General features: G+C 62.6%; 20 protein-coding genes. 11 read left to right on the top strand and 9 right to left on the bottom strand.

Features of this window, described 5'->3' with window-relative positions:
• Positions 1-30 precede the first annotated feature (30 nt).
• Both NKI95_RS12860 and yihA read left to right on the top strand, forming a co-directional pair.
• A complete protein-coding gene (locus NKI95_RS12860) occupies positions 31-669 on the top strand; it encodes a CatB-related O-acetyltransferase (RefSeq protein WP_352717142.1) in 639 nt (212 codons plus the stop codon).
• Positions 666-1325, top strand: a complete 660-nt coding sequence (yihA, locus tag NKI95_RS12855; RefSeq protein ID WP_352717141.1) for a ribosome biogenesis GTP-binding protein YihA/YsxC — start codon at positions 666-668, stop codon at positions 1323-1325. The genes NKI95_RS12860 and yihA overlap by 4 nt, the downstream gene beginning before the upstream one ends.
• 21 nt (positions 1326-1346) lie before the next feature.
• Here the strand turns inward: yihA and NKI95_RS12850 are convergent, their stop codons facing one another.
• The gene (locus NKI95_RS12850; protein ID WP_352717140.1) at positions 1347-2096 is read right to left on the bottom strand and encodes a TetR/AcrR family transcriptional regulator; all 750 of its coding nucleotides are present in this window, start codon (positions 2094-2096) and stop codon (positions 1347-1349) included.
• Between the two features lie 143 nt (positions 2097-2239).
• Here NKI95_RS12850 and NKI95_RS12845 point away from each other — a divergent pair, with 143 nt between their 5' ends.
• Together NKI95_RS12845 and NKI95_RS12840 are read left to right on the top strand one after the other, a co-directional pair.
• Positions 2240-3418 (top strand): HlyD family secretion protein, encoded by a 1179-nt coding sequence (locus NKI95_RS12845; RefSeq protein ID WP_352717139.1) that lies wholly within the window; start codon positions 2240-2242, stop codon positions 3416-3418.
• Between the two features lie 67 nt (positions 3419-3485).
• The gene (locus tag NKI95_RS12840) at positions 3486-5039 is read left to right on the top strand and encodes a DHA2 family efflux MFS transporter permease subunit (RefSeq protein WP_352717359.1); all 1554 of its coding nucleotides are present in this window, start codon (positions 3486-3488) and stop codon (positions 5037-5039) included.
• Between the two features lie 125 nt (positions 5040-5164).
• On the opposite strand, the gene msrB is transcribed toward NKI95_RS12840, so the two are convergent.
• The 4 genes from msrB to NKI95_RS12820 form a co-directional block, all read right to left on the bottom strand.
• Positions 5165-5665 (bottom strand): peptide-methionine (R)-S-oxide reductase MsrB, encoded by a 501-nt coding sequence (msrB, locus tag NKI95_RS12835; RefSeq protein WP_352464747.1) that lies wholly within the window; start codon positions 5663-5665, stop codon positions 5165-5167.
• A 174-nt stretch (positions 5666-5839) separates the two neighbouring features.
• Positions 5840-6397: a fasciclin domain-containing protein gene (locus tag NKI95_RS12830; protein ID WP_352717137.1), complete on the bottom strand. Its 558-nt coding sequence runs from the start codon at positions 6395-6397 to the stop codon at positions 5840-5842.
• Positions 6398-6601: 204 nt separating this feature from the next.
• Positions 6602-7306 carry an anti-sigma factor gene (locus tag NKI95_RS12825; protein WP_352717357.1) on the bottom strand — a complete coding sequence of 235 codons (705 nt, stop codon included), beginning with the start codon at positions 7304-7306 and terminating at the stop codon, positions 6602-6604.
• A complete protein-coding gene (locus NKI95_RS12820; protein WP_023677484.1) occupies positions 7303-7842 on the bottom strand; it encodes a sigma-70 family RNA polymerase sigma factor in 540 nt (179 codons plus the stop codon). Before NKI95_RS12820 ends, NKI95_RS12825 begins: the two co-directional genes overlap by 4 nt.
• Positions 7843-7968: 126 nt before the next feature.
• Here NKI95_RS12820 and NKI95_RS12815 point away from each other — a divergent pair, with 126 nt between their 5' ends.
• Positions 7969-9465 (top strand): amidase, encoded by a 1497-nt coding sequence (locus NKI95_RS12815; protein ID WP_352717136.1) that lies wholly within the window; start codon positions 7969-7971, stop codon positions 9463-9465.
• Between the two features lie 96 nt (positions 9466-9561).
• Positions 9562-10455: an acetylglutamate kinase gene (argB, locus tag NKI95_RS12810; protein ID WP_023677482.1), complete on the top strand. Its 894-nt coding sequence runs from the start codon at positions 9562-9564 to the stop codon at positions 10453-10455.
• A gap of 19 nt (positions 10456-10474) precedes the next feature.
• Here argB and bchE read toward each other — a convergent pair whose 3' ends face one another.
• Positions 10475-12013, bottom strand: a complete 1539-nt coding sequence (bchE, locus tag NKI95_RS12805) for a magnesium-protoporphyrin IX monomethyl ester anaerobic oxidative cyclase (RefSeq protein WP_352717135.1) — start codon at positions 12011-12013, stop codon at positions 10475-10477.
• A 102-nt stretch (positions 12014-12115) separates the two neighbouring features.
• Entirely contained in the window at positions 12116-12592 is a 477-nt protein-coding gene (locus NKI95_RS12800) for an Lrp/AsnC family transcriptional regulator (RefSeq protein ID WP_352717133.1), read from the bottom strand.
• A 139-nt stretch (positions 12593-12731) separates the two neighbouring features.
• Between NKI95_RS12800 and phhA the strand changes: the two genes are divergently transcribed.
• Entirely contained in the window at positions 12732-13565 is an 834-nt protein-coding gene (gene phhA, locus NKI95_RS12795) for a phenylalanine 4-monooxygenase (protein WP_352717132.1), read from the top strand.
• 31 nt (positions 13566-13596) lie between these two features.
• Here the strand turns inward: phhA and NKI95_RS12790 are convergent, their stop codons facing one another.
• Complete coding sequence (locus NKI95_RS12790) at positions 13597-14358, bottom strand: GGDEF domain-containing protein (RefSeq protein WP_352717131.1); 762 nt, start codon at positions 14356-14358, stop codon at positions 13597-13599.
• A 161-nt stretch (positions 14359-14519) separates the two neighbouring features.
• Here NKI95_RS12790 and NKI95_RS12785 point away from each other — a divergent pair, with 161 nt between their 5' ends.
• A complete protein-coding gene (locus tag NKI95_RS12785; RefSeq protein ID WP_023677476.1) occupies positions 14520-15227 on the top strand; it encodes a pyrimidine 5'-nucleotidase in 708 nt (235 codons plus the stop codon).
• 34 nt (positions 15228-15261) lie between these two features.
• On the opposite strand, the gene NKI95_RS12780 is transcribed toward NKI95_RS12785, so the two are convergent.
• Positions 15262-16101, bottom strand: a complete 840-nt coding sequence (locus NKI95_RS12780) for an LOG family protein (RefSeq protein WP_292655870.1) — start codon at positions 16099-16101, stop codon at positions 15262-15264.
• A gap of 145 nt (positions 16102-16246) precedes the next feature.
• Here NKI95_RS12780 and dapD point away from each other — a divergent pair, with 145 nt between their 5' ends.
• Genes dapD through NKI95_RS12765 form a run of 3 tightly spaced genes read left to right on the top strand, consistent with a single transcriptional unit; the run spans position 16247 to position 18319 of the window.
• Entirely contained in the window at positions 16247-17101 is an 855-nt protein-coding gene (dapD, locus tag NKI95_RS12775; RefSeq protein WP_352717129.1) for a 2,3,4,5-tetrahydropyridine-2,6-dicarboxylate N-succinyltransferase, read from the top strand.
• Positions 17102-17131: 30 nt separating this feature from the next.
• A complete protein-coding gene (locus NKI95_RS12770) occupies positions 17132-17509 on the top strand; it encodes a DUF805 domain-containing protein (protein WP_352717128.1) in 378 nt (125 codons plus the stop codon).
• A gap of 21 nt (positions 17510-17530) precedes the next feature.
• Positions 17531-18319, top strand: coding sequence for a hypothetical protein (locus NKI95_RS12765; protein WP_352717127.1), 789 nt, complete (start codon positions 17531-17533; stop codon positions 18317-18319).
• The last annotated feature ends 160 nt before the right edge of the window (positions 18320-18479 follow it).

The raw sequence follows: 18479 nt of genomic DNA, 5'->3' as shown, positions 1-18479 counted from the left end.
CTGGCTGGCAGTTGCCCGATGGAGCTCGATATGACCGGACCCAATCCATCGATCAAGCATCCGATCCCGTTGCACACGCGCGTCGGCTTTCTGAAACCGCTGGTGACGGCGCCGAATATCGAGATCGGCGACTTCACCTATTATGACGACCCTGACGGACCCGACAAATTCGCCGAAAAATGCGTGCTGCATCATTATCCGTTCATCGGCGACAGGCTGGTCATCGGCAGGTTCTGCGCCATTGCCGAGGGTGCGCGCTTCATCATGAACGGCGCCAATCACGCCATGTCCGGCTTTTCGACCTATCCGTTCAACATCTTTGGCCACGGCTGGGAGGAAGGTTTCGACCCGGCGACATCGTCTAAAGAGGTGCGTGGCGACACAATCGTCGGCAATGACGTCTGGATCGGCATGGAAGCGGTGATGCTGCCGGGCGTGAAGATCGGCGACGGCGCCATCGTCGCGGCAAAGTCGGTGGTGACGCACGATGTGCCGGCCTATGCGATCGTCGCCGGCAATCCTGCCAAGGTGGTGAAGATGCGCTTCGACGAAAGGACCATCCGGCGGCTGCTGGCGCTGGCGTGGTGGCACTGGCCGGTGGAAAAGATCAGCCGCAATCTCGATGCCATTCGTGGCAGCAACATTTTTCTTCTGGAGGCAGCGGTTTGAACGCGTTGAACAAGACCACGATCGGCATCGAATTGTTCACGCGAGCCTGGATCTTCATCCGCGGCGTGCCGGCAATGAAATTCCTGCCGCCGGAGGGTCCACCCGAGATCGCCTTTGCCGGCCGCTCCAATGTCGGCAAATCGTCGCTGATCAACGCGCTGGTCAACCAGAAGGGGCTGGCGCGCACCTCCAACACGCCGGGCCGGACGCAAGAGCTCAACTATTTCGTGCCGGGCGGATTTTCGGGAGAAGGCGCCGATCTGCCGCCGATGGCCCTGGTCGACATGCCGGGCTATGGCTACGCCACGGCGCCGAAGGAAAAGGTCGACGAGTGGACGAAGCTCGTGTTCGACTATCTCAAGGGCCGGGTGACGCTGAAGCGCGTCTACGTGCTGATCGATGCCCGTCATGGCATCAAGGCCAAGGACGACGAGGTGCTGTCGCTGCTCGACAAGGCGGCGGTGTCGTATCAGATCGTGCTGACCAAGACCGACAAGATCAAGGCGGCGGGGATACCGCAGCTGATCGAGGAAACGCTGGCGAAAATCAAGAAACGCCCGGCGGCCTTTCCCTTCGTGCTCGCCACGTCGTCGGAAAAGAGCGAGGGCCTCGAGGAATTGCGTGCGGCGATCGTGCTCGCCGCCAATGGCGGATAGGCAACGGACTCCGACGGCTGGTCAGGCGGGGCTGGAGGCCCGTTCCTGCTCTGCAAGCTGTTCGGTGCCGTAGGCCTTCAGGAACACGTCGACGCCCGACCTGACGATATGTTCGATCTCGGCCGCACTTGGCGCCTTGGTGCGATAGGCGAATATGCACTGGCGGAAAAGACCGGCCAGGCACAGCTCGGTGAACTGATAGGCGGCAAGCTCGACATCGTCGATCTTCAGCAGGCCGCGTTCGATAGCCATGTTGAGGAAAACGACAACCCTGTCATGGCCGCGCTTCGGGCCGCGTTCGTAAAATCGCGCGCCAAGCTCCGGAATGCGTTCCGACGCGCCGATCACCGTCCGCTGCGCCAGGATGACCCTCGCCGAAGTGATCTTCATGGATAGCACGATGCCGAACTTCACCAGCGTCTGGCGAAGGTCGCCGATCTGGTCGAGCACCTCATACATGTTCTTGAAAATCGTGCCGCGTTCTTCCTCGATCAGCGCTTCGAACAGCTCTTCCTTGTTGGCGAAGTAGACATAGATGGTGCCCTTGGACACGCCGGCCTCGCGCGTAATGTCGTTCATCGACGCGGCTTCGAAGCCCTTGTCGATGAAGACACGGCGCGCACCGTCGATGATCTGGCTGCGCTTGACGGGATCTTGTCCCGCGGCCGGGCGGCCGCGGGGCAGACTGTCCAGCAGATCGCACTGGTCCTTGCCAGCGCTGGGCAATGGGCCTGACTCAGGCAAAGCAGCGGCCTTGGGGGCTTCGGCCATAATGTCACACCTCGTAAAATAATTCGAACCATCCGGTTCGATTGCTCTTGATATGGGCCTCTTTAAGCGCTAAGTCAACGTCGAGATCGAACCGAACGGTTCAGTCTGACAAAATTCAGCGCCAGTTAATTTAGAGAGATATCATGTCCTCGAACGCGCCCACCAGTGCCGAAGTCCGCCCTTTCCCCAGTGCCAAGGTCCAGCCTGCGATCGAAGCGCCGGAAGCCCCTGTCAAACCCGCCGACGTCACCCCGCTGGCTCCCGCCAAAAAGAAGCGCTCGATGCGCTCGATGTTGTTGCCGATCATCGGCCTGGCCCTGCTGGGCGCCGGCGCCTGGTATGGCTATGATTACTGGACCGACGGGCGCTTCATGATCACGACTGACGACGCCTATGTCCAGGCCGACACGGCGTTCATCTCGCCAAAAATCTCGGGTTATGTCGATCAGGTCAAAGTGACCGAGAACCAGCAGGTGAAGGCCGGCGACCCGCTGCTGATCGTCGATGACGGCGACTACAAGATTGCCGTTGCCCAGGCCGAGGCGCAGATCGCCACGTTGAGCAAGACGCTCGAGCGTATCGATGCCCAGACCGAGGCGGCGCGCGCCTCGCTCAAGCAGGCGCAGGCGCAGAAGACCGCCGACCAGGCCGCGGCCGATAATGCCAAGCGCGTCCAAGCGCGGGCCGCCCAGCTGCTCAAGACCCACGTCGGCACCCAGGCCCAGTTGGACGATGCCCAGACGGCGGTCGAGCAAGCCAATGCCGCACTTGCCGGCGCCGACGCGCAGATCGCGGCGGCTCAGGCCAATATCGGCGTGCTCCAGGCGCAGCGCGCGGAATCGGCCAGCACGCTGGCCTCGCTGCAGCTTGCCCACGACAAGGCGGTGCGGGACCTGTCCTTCACCGTGTTGCGCGCACCCTATGACGGCGTGGTCGGCAACCGCTCGGTCGAGCAGGGCGACCTGATCAGCCCCGGACAGAAGCTTGCCGTCATCGTGCCAATGGACAAGCTCTATATCGTCGCCAACTTCAAGGAGACCCAGCTTGCCCGGCTGGTGCCTGGTGAAAAGGTCAGAGTGTCGGTCGACGCGATCGACGGCCAGGACTTCGAGGGTACCGTGTCGTCGCTGGCGCCGGCTTCGGGAGCAGTGTTCTCGCTGCTGCCGCCGGAGAACGCCACAGGCAATTTCACCAAGGTGGTGCAGCGCGTTCCGGTTCGCATCGACGTGCCCGCGGATGTGCTGAAGACGGGCAGGCTGCGCGCCGGCCTGAGCGTCGTCGTCGGCGTCGACAGCCGCACGGCGCCTTCGGCATCGAAGTAAAGCGGAACCGGGAGCAAAGGTCATGGCGACCGCAACCCTAACTGCAGGATCGGCGCCGGCGCCAGCCATGCCCGTGCCGGTCGACCACATCTCGACACGCCGCGTCATCGCCTTCCTGGCGATGGTGTTCGGCATGTTCATGGCCATCCTGGACATCCAGATCGTCTCGGCCTCGCTGGCCGAGATCCAGGCGGGGCTGAGCGCCAGTTCGGATGAGATTCCGTGGGTGCAGACGGCCTATCTGATTGCCGAGGTGGTGATGATCCCGCTGTCGGGCTTCCTCAGCCGGATGCTGTCGACGCGGGTGCTGTTCACGATCTCGGCAGCAGGCTTTACCGCGGCCAGCGCGCTGGCGGCGACCGCAACCAATATCGACCAGATGATCGTCTACCGCGCGGTGCAGGGCTTCATCGGCGGCGGCATGATCCCGAGCGTCTTTGCAGCCGCCTTCACCATCTTCCCACCGTCGCGTCGCGCCATCGTCTCGCCGATGATCGGCCTGGTGGCGACGCTGGCGCCGACCATCGGCCCGACAGTCGGCGGCTATATCAGCCATGCCATGTCCTGGCACTGGCTGTTCCTGGTCAACGTCGTGCCCGGCATTCTGGTGACGACGGCCGCCTGGTCGCTGATCGACTTCGACAAACCCAATCTCAAGCTGTTCAGCAAGTTCGACTGGTGGGGGCTTGCCGGCATGGCCGCCTTCCTGGGCTGCATGGAATATGTGCTGGAGGAAGGTCCCAACAACGACTGGCTGCAGGATCAGGCGGTGTTCATCTGCGCCGTCATCATGACCTTCGGCGCGGTGCTGTTCTTCTGGCGCGTGTTCACCGCCGAGGAGCCGATTGTCGATCTGAGGGCCTTCAGCAATATCAATTTTGCCTTCGGCTCGCTGTTCTCCTTCGTCGTCGGCATCGGCCTCTACGGTCTGACCTATCTTTATCCGGTGTTCCTGGGGCGCATCCGCGGCTACGATTCGATGATGATCGGCGAGGCGCTGTTCGTCAGCGGCCTGGCCATGTTCTTCACCGCGCCGATCTCCGGCATCCTGTCGAACAAGATGGACCCGCGCATCATGATGATGATCGGCTTCTTCGGCTTCGCCACGGGGACCTGGTGGATGACGCATCTCACCGCCGACTGGGATTTCTATGAACTGCTGATCCCGCAGATCCTGCGCGGTTGCTCGATGATGCTCTGCATGGTGCCGATCAACAACATTGCGCTCGGAACCCTGCCGCCGGAGCGGCTGAAGAATGCGTCTGGCTTGTTCAACCTGACCCGCAATCTCGGCGGCGCCGTCGGCCTGGCCGTCATCAACACCGTGCTGATCGACCGCAATGCCTTCCACTACGCCAGGCTCTCCGAGCACGTGCAATGGGGAAGTGCCGCTGCGCAGCAGAAGCTGCAGAACATGACGCTCAACTTCGAGCAGACCGCCGGGCTCGACGCCTCCAAGGCGGCCATCTCCAAACTGTCAGGCATGGTCCAGCAGCAGGCATCGCTGCTGTCGTTCATGGACGTATTCTTCATGCTGACGGTTTTGTTCGCGACGCTTGGGCTCTTCACCCTGGTGATCCGCAAGCCAGCCGCTCAGGGCGGCAGTGGCGGAGGCCATTGAGGCGCGCTGGATCCCCCGCCTGGCGCCCTCGCGCATGACCCCGAAAAGCGATTTTCGGGGTCATGCGCAAAATCAACCATTACGAAGTCCTCGCGCGCTCCGACAAAGCCAGGGCGCAGCCGTCCTCACGCCGTCGCCGGCTTGAAGGTCAAGGCGACGCCGTTGATGCAATGCCGCAACCCGGTCGGCGGCGGACCGTCGTCGAAGACGTGGCCGAGATGGCCACCGCAGCGGCGACAGTGGACCTCGGTGCGGGTCATGCCCAACGACCTGTCCACGGTCTTGCCGACGGAATTCGGGATTTCCTGCCAGAAGCTCGGCCAGCCTGTGCCGGAATCGAACTTGGTCTCTGACGAATAGACCGGCAGGTCGCAGCCGGCGCAAGCGAAGATGCCTTTGCGGTGCTCGTTGAGCAGCGGACTGGTTCCCGGGTATTCCGTGCCCTCCTTGCGCAGCACATTGAAGGCCGCGTCGGACAGGATGGCGCGCCACTCGGCTTCGGTCTTGGTGACCTCGAAAGTCTCGGCCGCGCGTGCATCCTGGGCTCCGCCCATGCGCAGCGCGGTGGCGCCTGCGACAACGCCAAGGGCTGCCGCACCACTCAAAAGAAGCTCGCGACGGTTCATGGCCATTCCTCCTGTCATTGCTTGTGCCAAATTCGACCGCCACACGGAAATCAAAAGCCGGTGACGATCGCTGTCCTCAAAGCGGGACTCCGCGCCTATCCACATCTTGCGTGAACGGCGCGGAGTGTGCGCAGGGAGGCCCTTAGCGATATCTTCGCCGGCAGCGTGCGTTTGTTACATCTTCGGCAGGAGAACCTTGTCGACGACGTGGATGACGCCGTTGGACTGCTCGACATCGGCGATCGTCACATTGGCGACATTGCCGTTCTCGTCGGTCACGGTGACCTTGCCGCCGTCGGTCTTGAGCGACAGTTCGCAACCACCGACCGTCTTGACCTTGTGGGTGCCGCCGTCATCCTTGACCATCTTGGCGACGTCGGCGGCCATCGCCTTGGCGCCGATGACATGGCAAGTCAGGATCTTGACCAGCTTGTCCTTGTTTTCAGGCTTGAGCAGCGTCCCCATCGTGCCGGCTGGAAGTGCCGCAAAGGCCTCGTTGGTCGGCGCGAACACGGTGAAGGGGCCAGCGCTTTGCAGCGTATCGACCAGGCCGCCTGCCTTGACGGCAGCGACCAGCGTCGTGTGGTCCTTCGAGTTGACAGCATTTTCGACGATGTTTTTCTGGGCATACATGGCGGCGCCGCCGACCATCGGATTTTGGGCATAGGCAATGGTGGCGAGCGCAGAAATGGCGACCGTTCCGGCAAGCAAAAGGGTGGCGAATTTACGCATGATTTCAATCTCCTCGGGTTATCGTTCGCCTCATTCGGGAACGCAAGGAGATACGCGACAGAAATGTGGGAGTTTCGCCCTCTCCGCAAAAAATATTGTGTCGCTGCAATTTGCCCAGTGCGGATCGGCAGCCGCCAACAAACTTTGCAGGCGTTTAAATCGCGGGAGATAGATTTCAGGTCTGCTTCTAGAGGCAAGAAGCGGTCAGACGCTCTTCAGATCGCCCGCTGCGACCACCGGTCCAGTCGGCTGGCCGGTCGGTGAACCGCCGGCTGGCTCGACGCTGACCGCAAGCACGGCGCCTTGCGCCAATTTCTCCTGGACGGCGGGCGGGATGGCCAAATGCGCGGTCGCACCGGCCGGGATGACGCCCATCGACACCGGCGCATTCTTGCCTTCGATCATCCACAGCTCGAAGTCCTTGCCGGCGGCCCGCTCGCCGGAGACGTGGGAAAGGCCGACATCGTGACGGACGGCATCGTAGACGACGAGATATTTGACGTCGCTGCCTTCGGCCGCCAGGGAGGCGACAAGCCGAGTCTGCGGCGGTTCGGTGGGCGGGCGGAAGTAAGGCACGGCGATGTAGATCGCCAGCGCCGCAATGGCGGCGGCGGCAAGAGCGCGCCAGAAGCCAAGGCTCGACCATAGGCCGGCGCGCGGCTCTGCAGCGAACAGCCGGCGGTCCAATGCTTCCTTGACCCTGATCGGAGGCTCTGTCTCCGGATAGGCGGCGGCCATCGGCGAAAGATGCGCCTCCCAGGCATCGACAAGGCGCGCGAAGGCGGCGTCCGCATCGATGCGGCGCGACGCGATCTCGCGTTCATCGGCGGCCAGAACGCCAAGAACGTATTCGGCGGCGAACAGGTCGTCGCCCCCACGTTCCGGTCCATTGTCGTCGGCCAGCGTCATCTTTCCAGGCATTCTCTCAGTTTCAACAGGCTGCGCCGCAGCCAGGTCCGCATCGTGTTCAGCGGTACGCCATAGCGCTCCGCCAGTTCGGCATAGCTTTTGCCATCCAGATAGGCGCCCCGGACGGCCGCCGCCCGGTCCTTCTCCAATTCTTTGAGACAATGGTAAATGCGTTCGGACTCACCGCCCGCCACGGCCATGGCCTCCGGCCCCGGCGCCGGATCGGCCACGTCGAGCGCGGCATCGATATAGGCGGCAGGCTCTCGCCGCGCCCTGATCCGATCGATCGCGTGATTGCGCGCAATGGCCACCAGCCAGGAGATCGGGCTCAGATCCGAAACTGCGAAACGGTCCGCCTTCGTCCATATCTTGACGAAGACCTCTTGAAGCGCCTCTTCTGCATCTCCCCGATCCTTCAATACACGAAGGCAGACGCCGAAAAGTTTCGCGCTGGTCTGCCGGTACAGCAGATCGAACGCAGCCCGGTCCTTCATCGAAGTCCGGACAATCAGGTTGCTGATGTCCTGCGGCGTCATCGGCCGCCAAATTAGGCGATTGCAATGTATTTGCAACGACTGAAATGGTCTTGCGCACCGGCAGCGCCGGCCTCGATTGCCAAGGAAATCGCCGCCCGCTAGCTTGCCATGAGAGGGAGGGCGACCATGTCGATCGAGCGGGTTCTGTGGGAGTATGACGCGACCGGCCAGGCCGCACTCGTGCACAAGGGAGAGATCACACCGCAAGATCTCGTCGATGCGGCGATCGCCCGAGCCGAGGCCACCCGGCCGGAGATCAACGCCATCGCCGAACCGCTTTTTGAGGCGGCGCGGGCGCGAGCGAAAACCGTCGACCACAAGCTGCCGCTTGCCGGAGTGCCCTTTGCGCTGAAGGACCTCGGCATTGCCATGAAGGGCGTGCCGACGCATGGCGGCAGCCGCATCCCAGCCTACACCCCCGATTTCAACTCGGTCATGACGGAACGCTATCTGGCCGCCGGCCTGATCCCGATCGCCACCAGCACCGCACCCGAACACGGGCTGAGACTGGTGACCGAGTCGGTGGCTTACGGCGTCACCCGCAATCCATGGGACACCGCGCACACGACCGGCGGTTCCTCGGGCGGTGCGGCTGCGCTGGTCGCGGCCGGTGTCGTGCCGGTGGCGCATGCCTCGGACGGCGGCGGCTCGATCAGGGTGCCTGCGGCTTGCACCGGGCTGGTCGGGCTGAAAACCTCGCGCGGCCGCGTGCCCTTGACGCCGCTCATCACCGAAAGCTGGTACGGCTTTGTCGTCGACCATGCGTTGGCCCGCTCGGTGCGCGATACGGCCCTGCTGCTCGACCTGACCCACGGGCCCGACCCACTGTCGCCCTACGCGGCACCGTCGCCGAACGGCAGTTTCGCTGCGGCGGCCGGGCGCGATCCGGGCAAGCTCAAGCTCGCCTTCTATCGAAAATCGCCGCTCGGCCTGCCGATATCGGAAGAGACGTTGAAAGCTCTGGATGCGGCGATCGGGCTGGCGCGCGAAGGTGGGCACAGCGTCGAGGAGATCGACCTGCCCTATATCGATCGCGATTTCATCGCCGATTTCGCCAGAACCGTCGCCGCGGCGGTGGCCGGCACGATGCGTGGCGAGGCCTTACGCGTCGGCCGCTCCATCTCAGGCGACATCGAACGCGCCACGCGCGTGATGAGCCGATTCGGTGAAATCCTCTCGGCCGGCGAAATCTATGCCGGCCTGCAGCGGCTGCACGCAACCTCGCGCCGGCTTATCACCGAAACCGCGCATTATGATGCAGTGCTGATGCCTGTCATCGCGCACCCGCCGCTCGCCTGCGGCACCATGGACCCGAAAGGCGCCGACGAATTCATCGAGAATGTCCTGGACAGACTGCGCCTCGCCGGCCTGCTGAAGTTCAAGCCGCTATTCGGCCAGCTGATGGACAAGAGCCTTTGGTTCACCCACTGGCCGGCGATCCAGAACGTCAGCGGGCAACCGTCGATCACGCTTCCGGTTTACATGACCGATGCCGGCCTGCCGCTCGGCGTCCAGGCCGCCGGCCGCCCCGGCGACGAGGAGACGCTTTTGTCGTTCGCCGCGCAGATGGAAAAGATCTCGGGATGGCTGGGCCGGCGGGCGCCGCTGCAGGTGCCGGCATAGGCGGTGATTTGATCGATCGTGACAGCAAAGCCGTTTGCCCCCTCGTCCAATTCCCGCTAAGACGCCGCCGTTCATGCCAAGCTGGGAACCACGCCGATGACGGATGTCGCCGCCACCGCCGAAATGCAGGCCGCGCTGCTTTCAAGGGCGCTGCCCTATATGCAACGCTACGAAAACAAGACGGTCGTGGTGAAATATGGCGGCCACGCGATGGGCGACATCGCGCTCGGCAAGGCTTTCGCCCGCGACATCGCGCTTTTGAAACAATCCGGCGTCAACCCGATCGTCGTGCATGGCGGCGGGCCGCAGATCGGCGCCATGCTCAGCAAGATGGGCATCGAATCCAAATTCGAGGGCGGCTTGCGCGTCACCGACCAGAAGACCGTCGAGATCGTCGAGATGGTGCTGGCCGGGTCGATCAACAAGGAGATCGTCGCGCTGATCAATGCCGAGGGCGAGTGGGCGATCGGCCTGTGCGGCAAGGACGGCAACATGGTGTTTGCCGAAAAGGCGCGCAAGACCATGATCGATCCTGATTCCAACATCGAGCGGGTGCTCGACCTGGGCTTCGTCGGTGAACCGGTCGAGGTCGACCGCACATTGCTCGACCTCCTGGCGCGGTCCGAAATGATCCCGGTGCTGGCGCCGGTGGCGCCCGGCCGCGACGGCCATACCTACAACATCAACGCCGACACTTTTGCCGGCGCCATCGCAGGCGCCTGCCAGGCGACGCGCCTGCTGTTCCTCACCGACGTGCCCGGCGTGCTCGACAAGGACAAGAAGCTGATCGACGAGTTGACCGTGGCCGAGGCCAAGGCCCTGATCAAGGACGGCACTGTCTCGGGCGGCATGATCCCCAAAGTCGAGACCTGCATCGAGGCAATCGAGCGCGGCGTCGCAGGCGTCGTCATCCTCAACGGCAAGACGCCGCATGCGGTGCTGCTCGAGCTGTTCACCGAACACGGCGCCGGCACGCTGATCGTGCCGTGAGGCCGGGTGTCTGAGGGGCTCAAGCGTTTGGCGAAATAGCGGTCACGGACTTACGCGACAGGCGTTCGACAACCATCGATTCCTCTTCCTCGTCTTGCGGCGCGCCCCAGAATTCGGCGAGCGTCGGGCCATTTTTTAGGCGGCGGTCGCGGACCAGAAAGCCCCAGACTTCGCGGAACCAGACGCGGCGGCCCATTTTGGTGTACCAGCGCATCGAATGCCGTTGCTCCGGATCCTTGTGGAACAGGATACGCACCAGGGCCTTGGGCCGCGACTGCACGGCCAGTTCGATCAGCTTGACGGCGAAGAACAGCATCCACGGCTTGAGGCGGGTCATCTGCAGCACCTGGTGCTTGTAGTCCCACAGGCGGGCGTCCAACTGGACTACCTTGCGGTCCCTGGCAATCCTGAAGAACGGCGTCCAGCGATGCGGCGTCACATAGAGCGCCTGGATCTGGTCGGGGTCATAAGCGATCAGCTGGCGGAAGCCGCGCCAGAGGTCGCGAAAGCTTTCGTCCTCGAAACCGGCCACCCAGGTCGCCATCGACAAGATGCCGTTGAGGCGCAACAGCCGTATCGCCTCGCGGTCGGACGAGGTGCTGCCGCCCTTGCGGATCAACTGGAGCGTCTGCTCGTCGGTGTTTTCCATGCCAAGCAGCCAGCGGATGACGCCGGCCTTGCGATAGAAATGCAGGCTGTCGGCGTCGCGGACGATGTCGTCGGCGCGGGTGGAGCCGACGATCAGCACCGGCACGTTCTCGGCGATCATCGCATCGAGAAAGGCGCGCCAGGCTTTTTTGGACGACGTCGGGTTCTCGTCGGCAAGGTTGATCAGCTCGACGCCATGCTCGCGGTATAGCCAGGCAATCTCCCGCGCGAACTTCAGGGGGTCGCGGTGCCGCCAGCGCGTCCAGAAGCCGCGCTGGCCGCAATAGTTGCACAGATGCGGACAGCCTCGCGAGAACTGCATGACCACCGCGCGCTTGCCTCCCCAATAGCTGTAGCGACTGAAGTCGATCAGTTCCCAGCCGATGCGGTAATCGTCGAAATTGGCGATCGTCCTTGCCGGCCGGGTGGCAAAAGGCCGGCGCAAATCATCATGAAAGGCAATGCCCGTCACATCCGACAGCGGCTTGCGTTTTTCCAGCGCTTCGACCAACGCGACGATTGTCGCCTCGCCCTCGCCGCGCACGATGAAGTCGAAGGCATCTGTTTCGGCCAGTATGTCGCGCCAGTGATAAGTCGGAAACACGCCGCCATAAATCAGGATTGTCGCCGGCTCGATGTCCTTGACCATGCCGGCGATCAGCAGGGCTGTCGGATGTGCAGAGGTCGAGCCGGAATGGCCGATCAGAATGCAGTCGGGATGGTCGCTCAAGGCGTCCCGGACCAGCGTGGCAAGCGCCATCGGCCCGAATTCGGCGTCCACAAGCCGCACTTGATGTCCCGCGTCGATCAGCGGACCGCCCAGTGCCAGCAAACCGAGCGGCGGCAGATGGTCGTCCGGCACACGGCTGCCGATGGCTGTATGTGGCGGGTTGATCAGGACGATTTTCATGGCGGGCCCTGTGCTATGGCGGTCCGCATGTCGTAGTCGGCGATCTAGCTCTGGAGATTGGCCAGCTTCAGCAGTTTTTGTGCAGCCTTTCCGCAGAAATGCCTATCGTCTGAGATGTGCAAGCGGGACATGGCCGGGCCCCTTGATGTTCTGCAGCACAAGCTGGGTGTGGACGTCGCGCACGCCTTCGAGCCGCATCAGACGGTGCATGACGAAAGCATTGAGCTCGTCGACCGACGGCACCATCACGTGCAGCAGGAAATCATGGTCGCCGGTCATGGTCCAGCATGAGGACACCTCGTCCATGCGCTGGACGGCGGCGATGAAGCTTTCGGGCGAGCCGTCGCTGTGGCTGGTCAGGCGCACCTGGATGAACACCTCGACCATCAGCCCGACAGCGCGACGGCTGAGCACCGCGGCGAAGCACTTGATGATGCCCGCCTGCTGAAGAGCCTCGAAGCGCCGCGCGCAAGGTGTCGTCGACAGGCCGATCTGCTGCGCCAGTTCGGATACCGGCTTGCGCCCGTCGCGCTGCAGGATGTCGAGCATCTTGATCTCGAATTCGTCAAACTGAGGCATTTTCACTCTCCCAAAGCTCGATCGTGGAGTCTTTTACCTCCAACCCCGCATTTGAGCCACCATCAAAGCTGATTTGCCTCCCGCCATTCCGCTAGAATTGCCGGCAATCCGCTGATCATGATTTCCAGGGAGAGCAGCCATGACCATGAACGTTGCCGACTATGCCCGCGAATGCGCCGCGCGAGGCCTTCGCGGCGACTATTCGGTCTGCCGTGCCGATTTCACCGTGGCGCAGGGCTACAATTATAGCGACGAAGAACAGGCGGTGTGGCGCACGCTGTGCGACCGCCAGACGAAGCTGACCAGGAAGCTCGCCCATCATTCCTATCTCGATGGCGTTGCGGCTCTCGGCCTTCTCGACAAGATCCCGGATTTCGGTGAGGTCAGCGAGAAGCTGCGCAAGCTCACCGGCTGGGAGATCGTCGCCGTGCCGGGGCTCATTCCCGCCCAGCCGTTCTTCGACCACCTCGCCAACCGCCGTTTCCCGGTCACCAACTGGCTGCGAACCCAAAAGGAGCTCGACTACATTGTCGAGCCCGACATGTTCCACGATTTCTTCGGTCACGTGCCGATCTTGACGCAACCGGTCTTTGCCGACTTCATGCAGATGTATGGCAAGAAGGCCGACAGCGTGATTGCGCTCGGCGGCGACGAGATGATCACCAGGCTTTACTGGTACACCGTCGAATACGGGCTGATGCGCGAACCCGGCCAGCCGCTGAAGGCGTTCGGCGCTGGGCTGATGTCATCCTTCACGGAGCTTCAGTTCGCGGTGGAAAGCGGCGAGGCGCACCATGTCGCCTTCGACCTGGAAACCGTAATGCGCACCGGCTACGAGATCGACAAGTTTCAGCGTGCTTATTTCGTGCTGCCGTCGTTCGACGCCCTGCGTGATGCTTTCGAGACCGCCGATCTTGCGGCGATCGTGGCGCGCCGCAAAGGCGAGCCGGCGCTCGATCCGGCAAAGGTCTGAAAGGTTAGTTCTTGTTAGCGACCGCCAAGGCTCAGGCGGCTTCGGAAATATCGCGGTCGATGATCGACAGATTGCGGCCGCGATGCTTGGCCTCGTAAAGCCGCTGGTCGGCGGCGCGCATCAGCTCCGACACTGCGGCGTCCTTGTCGCAGGTGATGCCGCCAATACTGACTGTCAGCGGAACCGTTCGTTCGTCGACGGGCCGGAAACGGATACGCTCGACTTCACGGCGGATGCGCTCGGCGACGCGCCTGGCCTCGTGTTCGGTAGCGCCGATCAGAAGGGCGCAGAATTCCTCGCCGCCGATGCGGCCAAGCACGTCGCCGCTGCGCACGCCACGCTCTATCGCGTTTGCGATCAGGAGCAGCGCATCGTCGCCGATCAGATGGCCGTAGCTGTCGTTGATGGTCTTGAAATGATCGGCATCGATGATCAGCAATGCTCCGCGATCGAAATTACGCCGGGAGCCGTCGAGCGCGGCAAAGAAGCTTTCGCGGTTGAGCATGCCGGTCATGTCGTCGCGGCTCGCCTTTTCCGCCAAGCGCCTGTGCGCGGCGGCTAGTTGGGCATGGGCGCGGGCGAGCTCGCGATGGGCGGTCTGCAAGCTTTCGCCCTGCCAGAACGTATAGGCGCCGACGCCCCAGGCAAGCGCCAGCGGGCAGACGGTGGATGTCAGCCAGATGGTGCGATTGATCGGAAAACCCATTGCCGGCACGACGATCAGCGTCAGCAAAAGCGAGACCGCGACAGAGGCGAAAGCGATGGCGGCAGACTTTAGAAATATGCGATTCATCGCTGGCTCCCACTGATCCGTCTTGGTCACAGCAAGCGCTGAATGTCGCCTTTCGGCGATGCTTAAGATTTTAATTATGGCACCATTTTCACCACCCAGGGCGCGCATAGGTTGTGGATAAACCTCCTGTTAGAAAGATCGTTTCGTGCCATAAGGACGGTATGACCACACTTCCCGACCCCGCCCGCTTTGCCCATGTCACCGACTGGGTGTTCGATCTCGACAACACGCTTTATCCGCATCATTCGAATCTGTTCTCGCAGATCGATGTGAAGATGACCGCCTACGTCGGAGAATTGCTGACGCTGCCGCGCGAGGAAGCACGCAAGCTGCAAAAGGAGCTCTACCGCGAATACGGCACGACGCTGAACGGATTGATGACGCGCCACGGCATCGACCCCGATGATTTTCTCGAGAAGGTCCACGACATCGATTATTCCTGGCTGGTTCCAGATCCCGTCCTCGGCACCGCCATACGCCAGCTTCCCGGCCGTAAATTCATCTTCACCAACGGGGATCGCCGGCATGCCGAACGCACCGCGCGGCAGTTGGGCATTCTTGAGCATTTCGACGATATTTTCGATATCGTCGCAGCCGGACTGAACCCCAAGCCGGCGCGGCAATCCTATGAGAAATTTGCCGAACTCCACGCCGTTACCGGGCAAAATGCGGTGATGTTCGAAGACCTCGCCCGCAACCTGTCGGTGCCGAAATCGCTGGGCATGACCACGGTGCTGGTGGTGCCGCGCAATTTCGAGCCGACCTTCTCGGAAATCTGGGAACGCGACCCGGCCAACGAGGACGATGTGGACTTCGTCACCGACGATCTCGCCGGCTTTCTCACGGCGATCGTCGAAGTCCCTGCTTGAGGCAGCCGGCGCGCTTCAAGTCCTTGCTTGCATGTCAAAGTTTATAGAAGCGGCTAATGATCCCCCAGGCCTCGTCGGCGGTGTCGACGAAATCGATGATATCCTGGTCGCCGGGGGTGATCGTGCCTTGCTCGGCGAGGAAATCGAGGTCGATTGCCCTTGCCCAGAAAGCCTTGCCGAACAGAATGACCGGCACGCGTTCCATGCGGCCGGTCTGGATCAGGGTCAGCGTTTCGAAGAACTCGTCCATCGTGCCGAAGCCGCCGGGAAATACCGCAACGGCCTTGGCACGCATGACGAAATGCATCTTGCGGACCGCGAAATAGTGGAAGTTGAAGCAGAGTTCCGGCGTCACATAGGCGTTTGGCGCCTGCTCGTGCGGCAGCACGATGTTGAGACCGATCGACGGCGCGCCGACATCGTCGGCGCCGCGATTGCCGGCCTCCATGACGCCGGGCCCGCCGCCGGTCACCACGACGAATTCGCGATAGTACGAGGTGGCCGACTGCTGTGAGCAGAGGCGGGCGAATTTGCGCGCCTCCTCGTAGTATTTGCTGTTTTGCTCGAGGTTCTTCTTCTGCGTCTCGTTCTTGGCCGCCCAGGCTTCGCCGCCGGGTTCGGGAATGCGGGCGCCGCCGAACAGGATGACGGTCGATTGGATGCCGCGCTCGGCCAGGATCATCTCCGGTTTCAGCAGTTCGAGCTGCAGCCTGACCGCGCGCAACTCGCGCCGCGTCATGAAATCGGGATCGTTCCAGGCCAGCCGATATGTCTCCGCGCGCGTTTGCGGCGTGTCAGGCACGCTTCTCGACCGCTCCAGATCCTCGTCCGAATGCGGCAGCGGCGTCCATCCCGCCTTTTCCATGGGAGTCATATTTGCTTTACCCGTCCAATCATTCACTTGCGCCGTCCCGTGACGCTGCCGCGATTGACCCTCCCCAAGCCTTCACATAGGGTCCGCGCGACTTTCAAACAGGTTAAGGCGCCGGCCCTTAACAGCTTGGTAATGGAGCGAATTCATGTCGAAGCCCGATCTCGCGAGCCTCGAGGAGATTATCGAGAACGCCTTCGAGGAACGCGACACGATTTCGACCGCAACCCGCGGCGAGACGCGCGAGGCCATCCAATCGGCGCTCGACCTGCTCGACCGGGGCGTCGCCCGCGTTGCCGAGCGGCAGGCCGACGGCAAATGGCATGTCAACCAGTGGCTGAAGAAAGCGGTGCTGCTGTCCTTCCGGCTTACCCCGATGGAGATCATAAAGGGCGGTCCCGGTCAGGCAGTATGGTGGGACAAGGTGCCCTCGAAATTCGACGGCTGGAGCGCCGTCGATTTCGAGAAGGCCGGCTTCCGCGCCGTGCCGTCGTCGATCGTGCGCCGCTCCGCCTATGTCGCGCCCGGCGCCGTGCTGATGCCGTCCTTCGTCAATGTCGGCGCCTATGTCGACAGCGGCACCATGGTCGACACCTGGGCTTCGGTCGGCTCCTGTGCCCAGATCGGCAAGAATGTGCATCTGTCGGGCGGTGTCGGCATCGGCGGCGTGCTGGAGCCGATGCAGGCCGGCCCAACCATCATCGAGGACAATTGCTTCATCGGCGCCCGTTCCGAAGTGGTCGAAGGCTGCATCGTGCGCGAGGGCTCGGTGCTCGGCATGGGTGTCTTCATCGGCCAGTCGACCAAGATCGTCGACCGCGCCACTGGCGAGGTGTTTTACGGCGAGGTGCCGCCTAATTCCGTCGTCGTCGCCGGCTCGCTGCCGGGCAAGCCTTTTCCAAACAACGAGCCCGGCCCCAGCCTCTACTGCGCCGTCATCGTCAAGCGGGTCGACGCCAGGACCCGTTCCAAGACCTCGATCAACGAATTGCTGCGCGATTGATCTTTCTCAACGAATACGGACGGAATTCGCTTGCCTTACAGATCAGACCTCATCTGGCTTTTCTTTAGAGCTTCGGGCCGCGTCAGCCGTGCGGCCTATTTTCTTGGAGGATTGCTGGTGGCCATCATCCAGGCCTTCCCGCTCTATCGTTTCACGCTGGTGCCGGAAGGCACTGCCGAGAGCAACATGTGGTCCTTCATTTTCTTCATCGCCTTCATTGCCTCGCTTTGGTCGAACGTCGTGTTGGCGGTGAAGCGGTTGCATGACCTCGACAAGCCGGGTGTTGCGGCGCTGGTGCTGTTCGTACCGGTTGTCTCGATCATCGCTTTCCTCGTGCTTTGCCTGTTTCCGGGGCAACCCGGCCCCAACCGCTATGGCAAGCGCACCAATGCACCGGCCGAACCCTGAGCGCCGATTGGACATTTCGTCATGCGCTACCGCTCGCTTGATCCGAAACTGATCCTCGAAACCGCCGAACGGCTGGAAGGGCGTGTCGCCGAGCGCTTTCCCGATGCAGGCTTGCGCGGCGTCGCCGCCGAGCTCGTGTCGCTGTCGCGCGATCTGGCAAAGGCAGCCAAGGCGCTGGAGGCGCCGATCTGGTGGCTGCGCGGCCTCATCATCGCCGCCTTCGTCGTCGGAGCGCTGATGTTCCTGTTCGTCGGCACAATCCTGCCGCTTGGCCGCATCTCGGGAAACCACGATGCCTTCCAGTCGGTGCAAGGCATCGAAGCCTCCCTCAACATGATCATCCTCGCCGTGCTGGGCTTCCTGGCCCTGATTCGCTCCGAGGAGCGGATCAAGCGCAAGCGGGTGTTCCGCCAGCTCCACGGGCTGCGGTCGCTGATCCACGTCATCGACATGCACCAGCTGACCAAGGATCCGGCAGCACTTTCAGCCAGTTTCAAGCCGACTGCGCATTCGCCAGCCCGCATCACCAACGCCGCCGACCTTGCCCGCTATCTCGACTATTGCTCCGAAATGCTGTCGATCACCGGCAAGATCGCCGCGCTGTTCGCGCAATCGGTGAACGACGCCGTGGTCATCGACGGCGTCAATGACATCGAGAACCTGGCTTCGAACCTGTCGCGAAAGATCTGGCAGAAGATCACGCTGATCGAAACCCCTCATGGGCAGCCGGCACGTGCGGCGAAAACCGATCCCGAGCCGGGTCCGCCGCGTCGGCCTGCGGTCCGCAAACAACCGGGGCCGGCAAGCTAAAACCCGCGAGCCGGCGGCAGATCCGCTAGAGCGGCAGAGCGGGGAGTTCCGAAACCCCGGTTTTGCGCCGGATGCTCTAAGCGAATGTTAATCACCCTCGCCCAGCATGCCGGCGAAGACTGTGTCGACCGGCACGGAGCGCTCGACTGACAAGCGACCT

Source organism: Mesorhizobium sp. M0306, assembly GCF_040321655.1.
Taxonomy (GTDB): Bacteria; Pseudomonadota; Alphaproteobacteria; order Rhizobiales; family Rhizobiaceae; genus Mesorhizobium.
The sequence above is the reverse complement of the archived record's forward strand: the minus strand, read 5'-3'. Positions and strand labels throughout refer to the sequence as shown.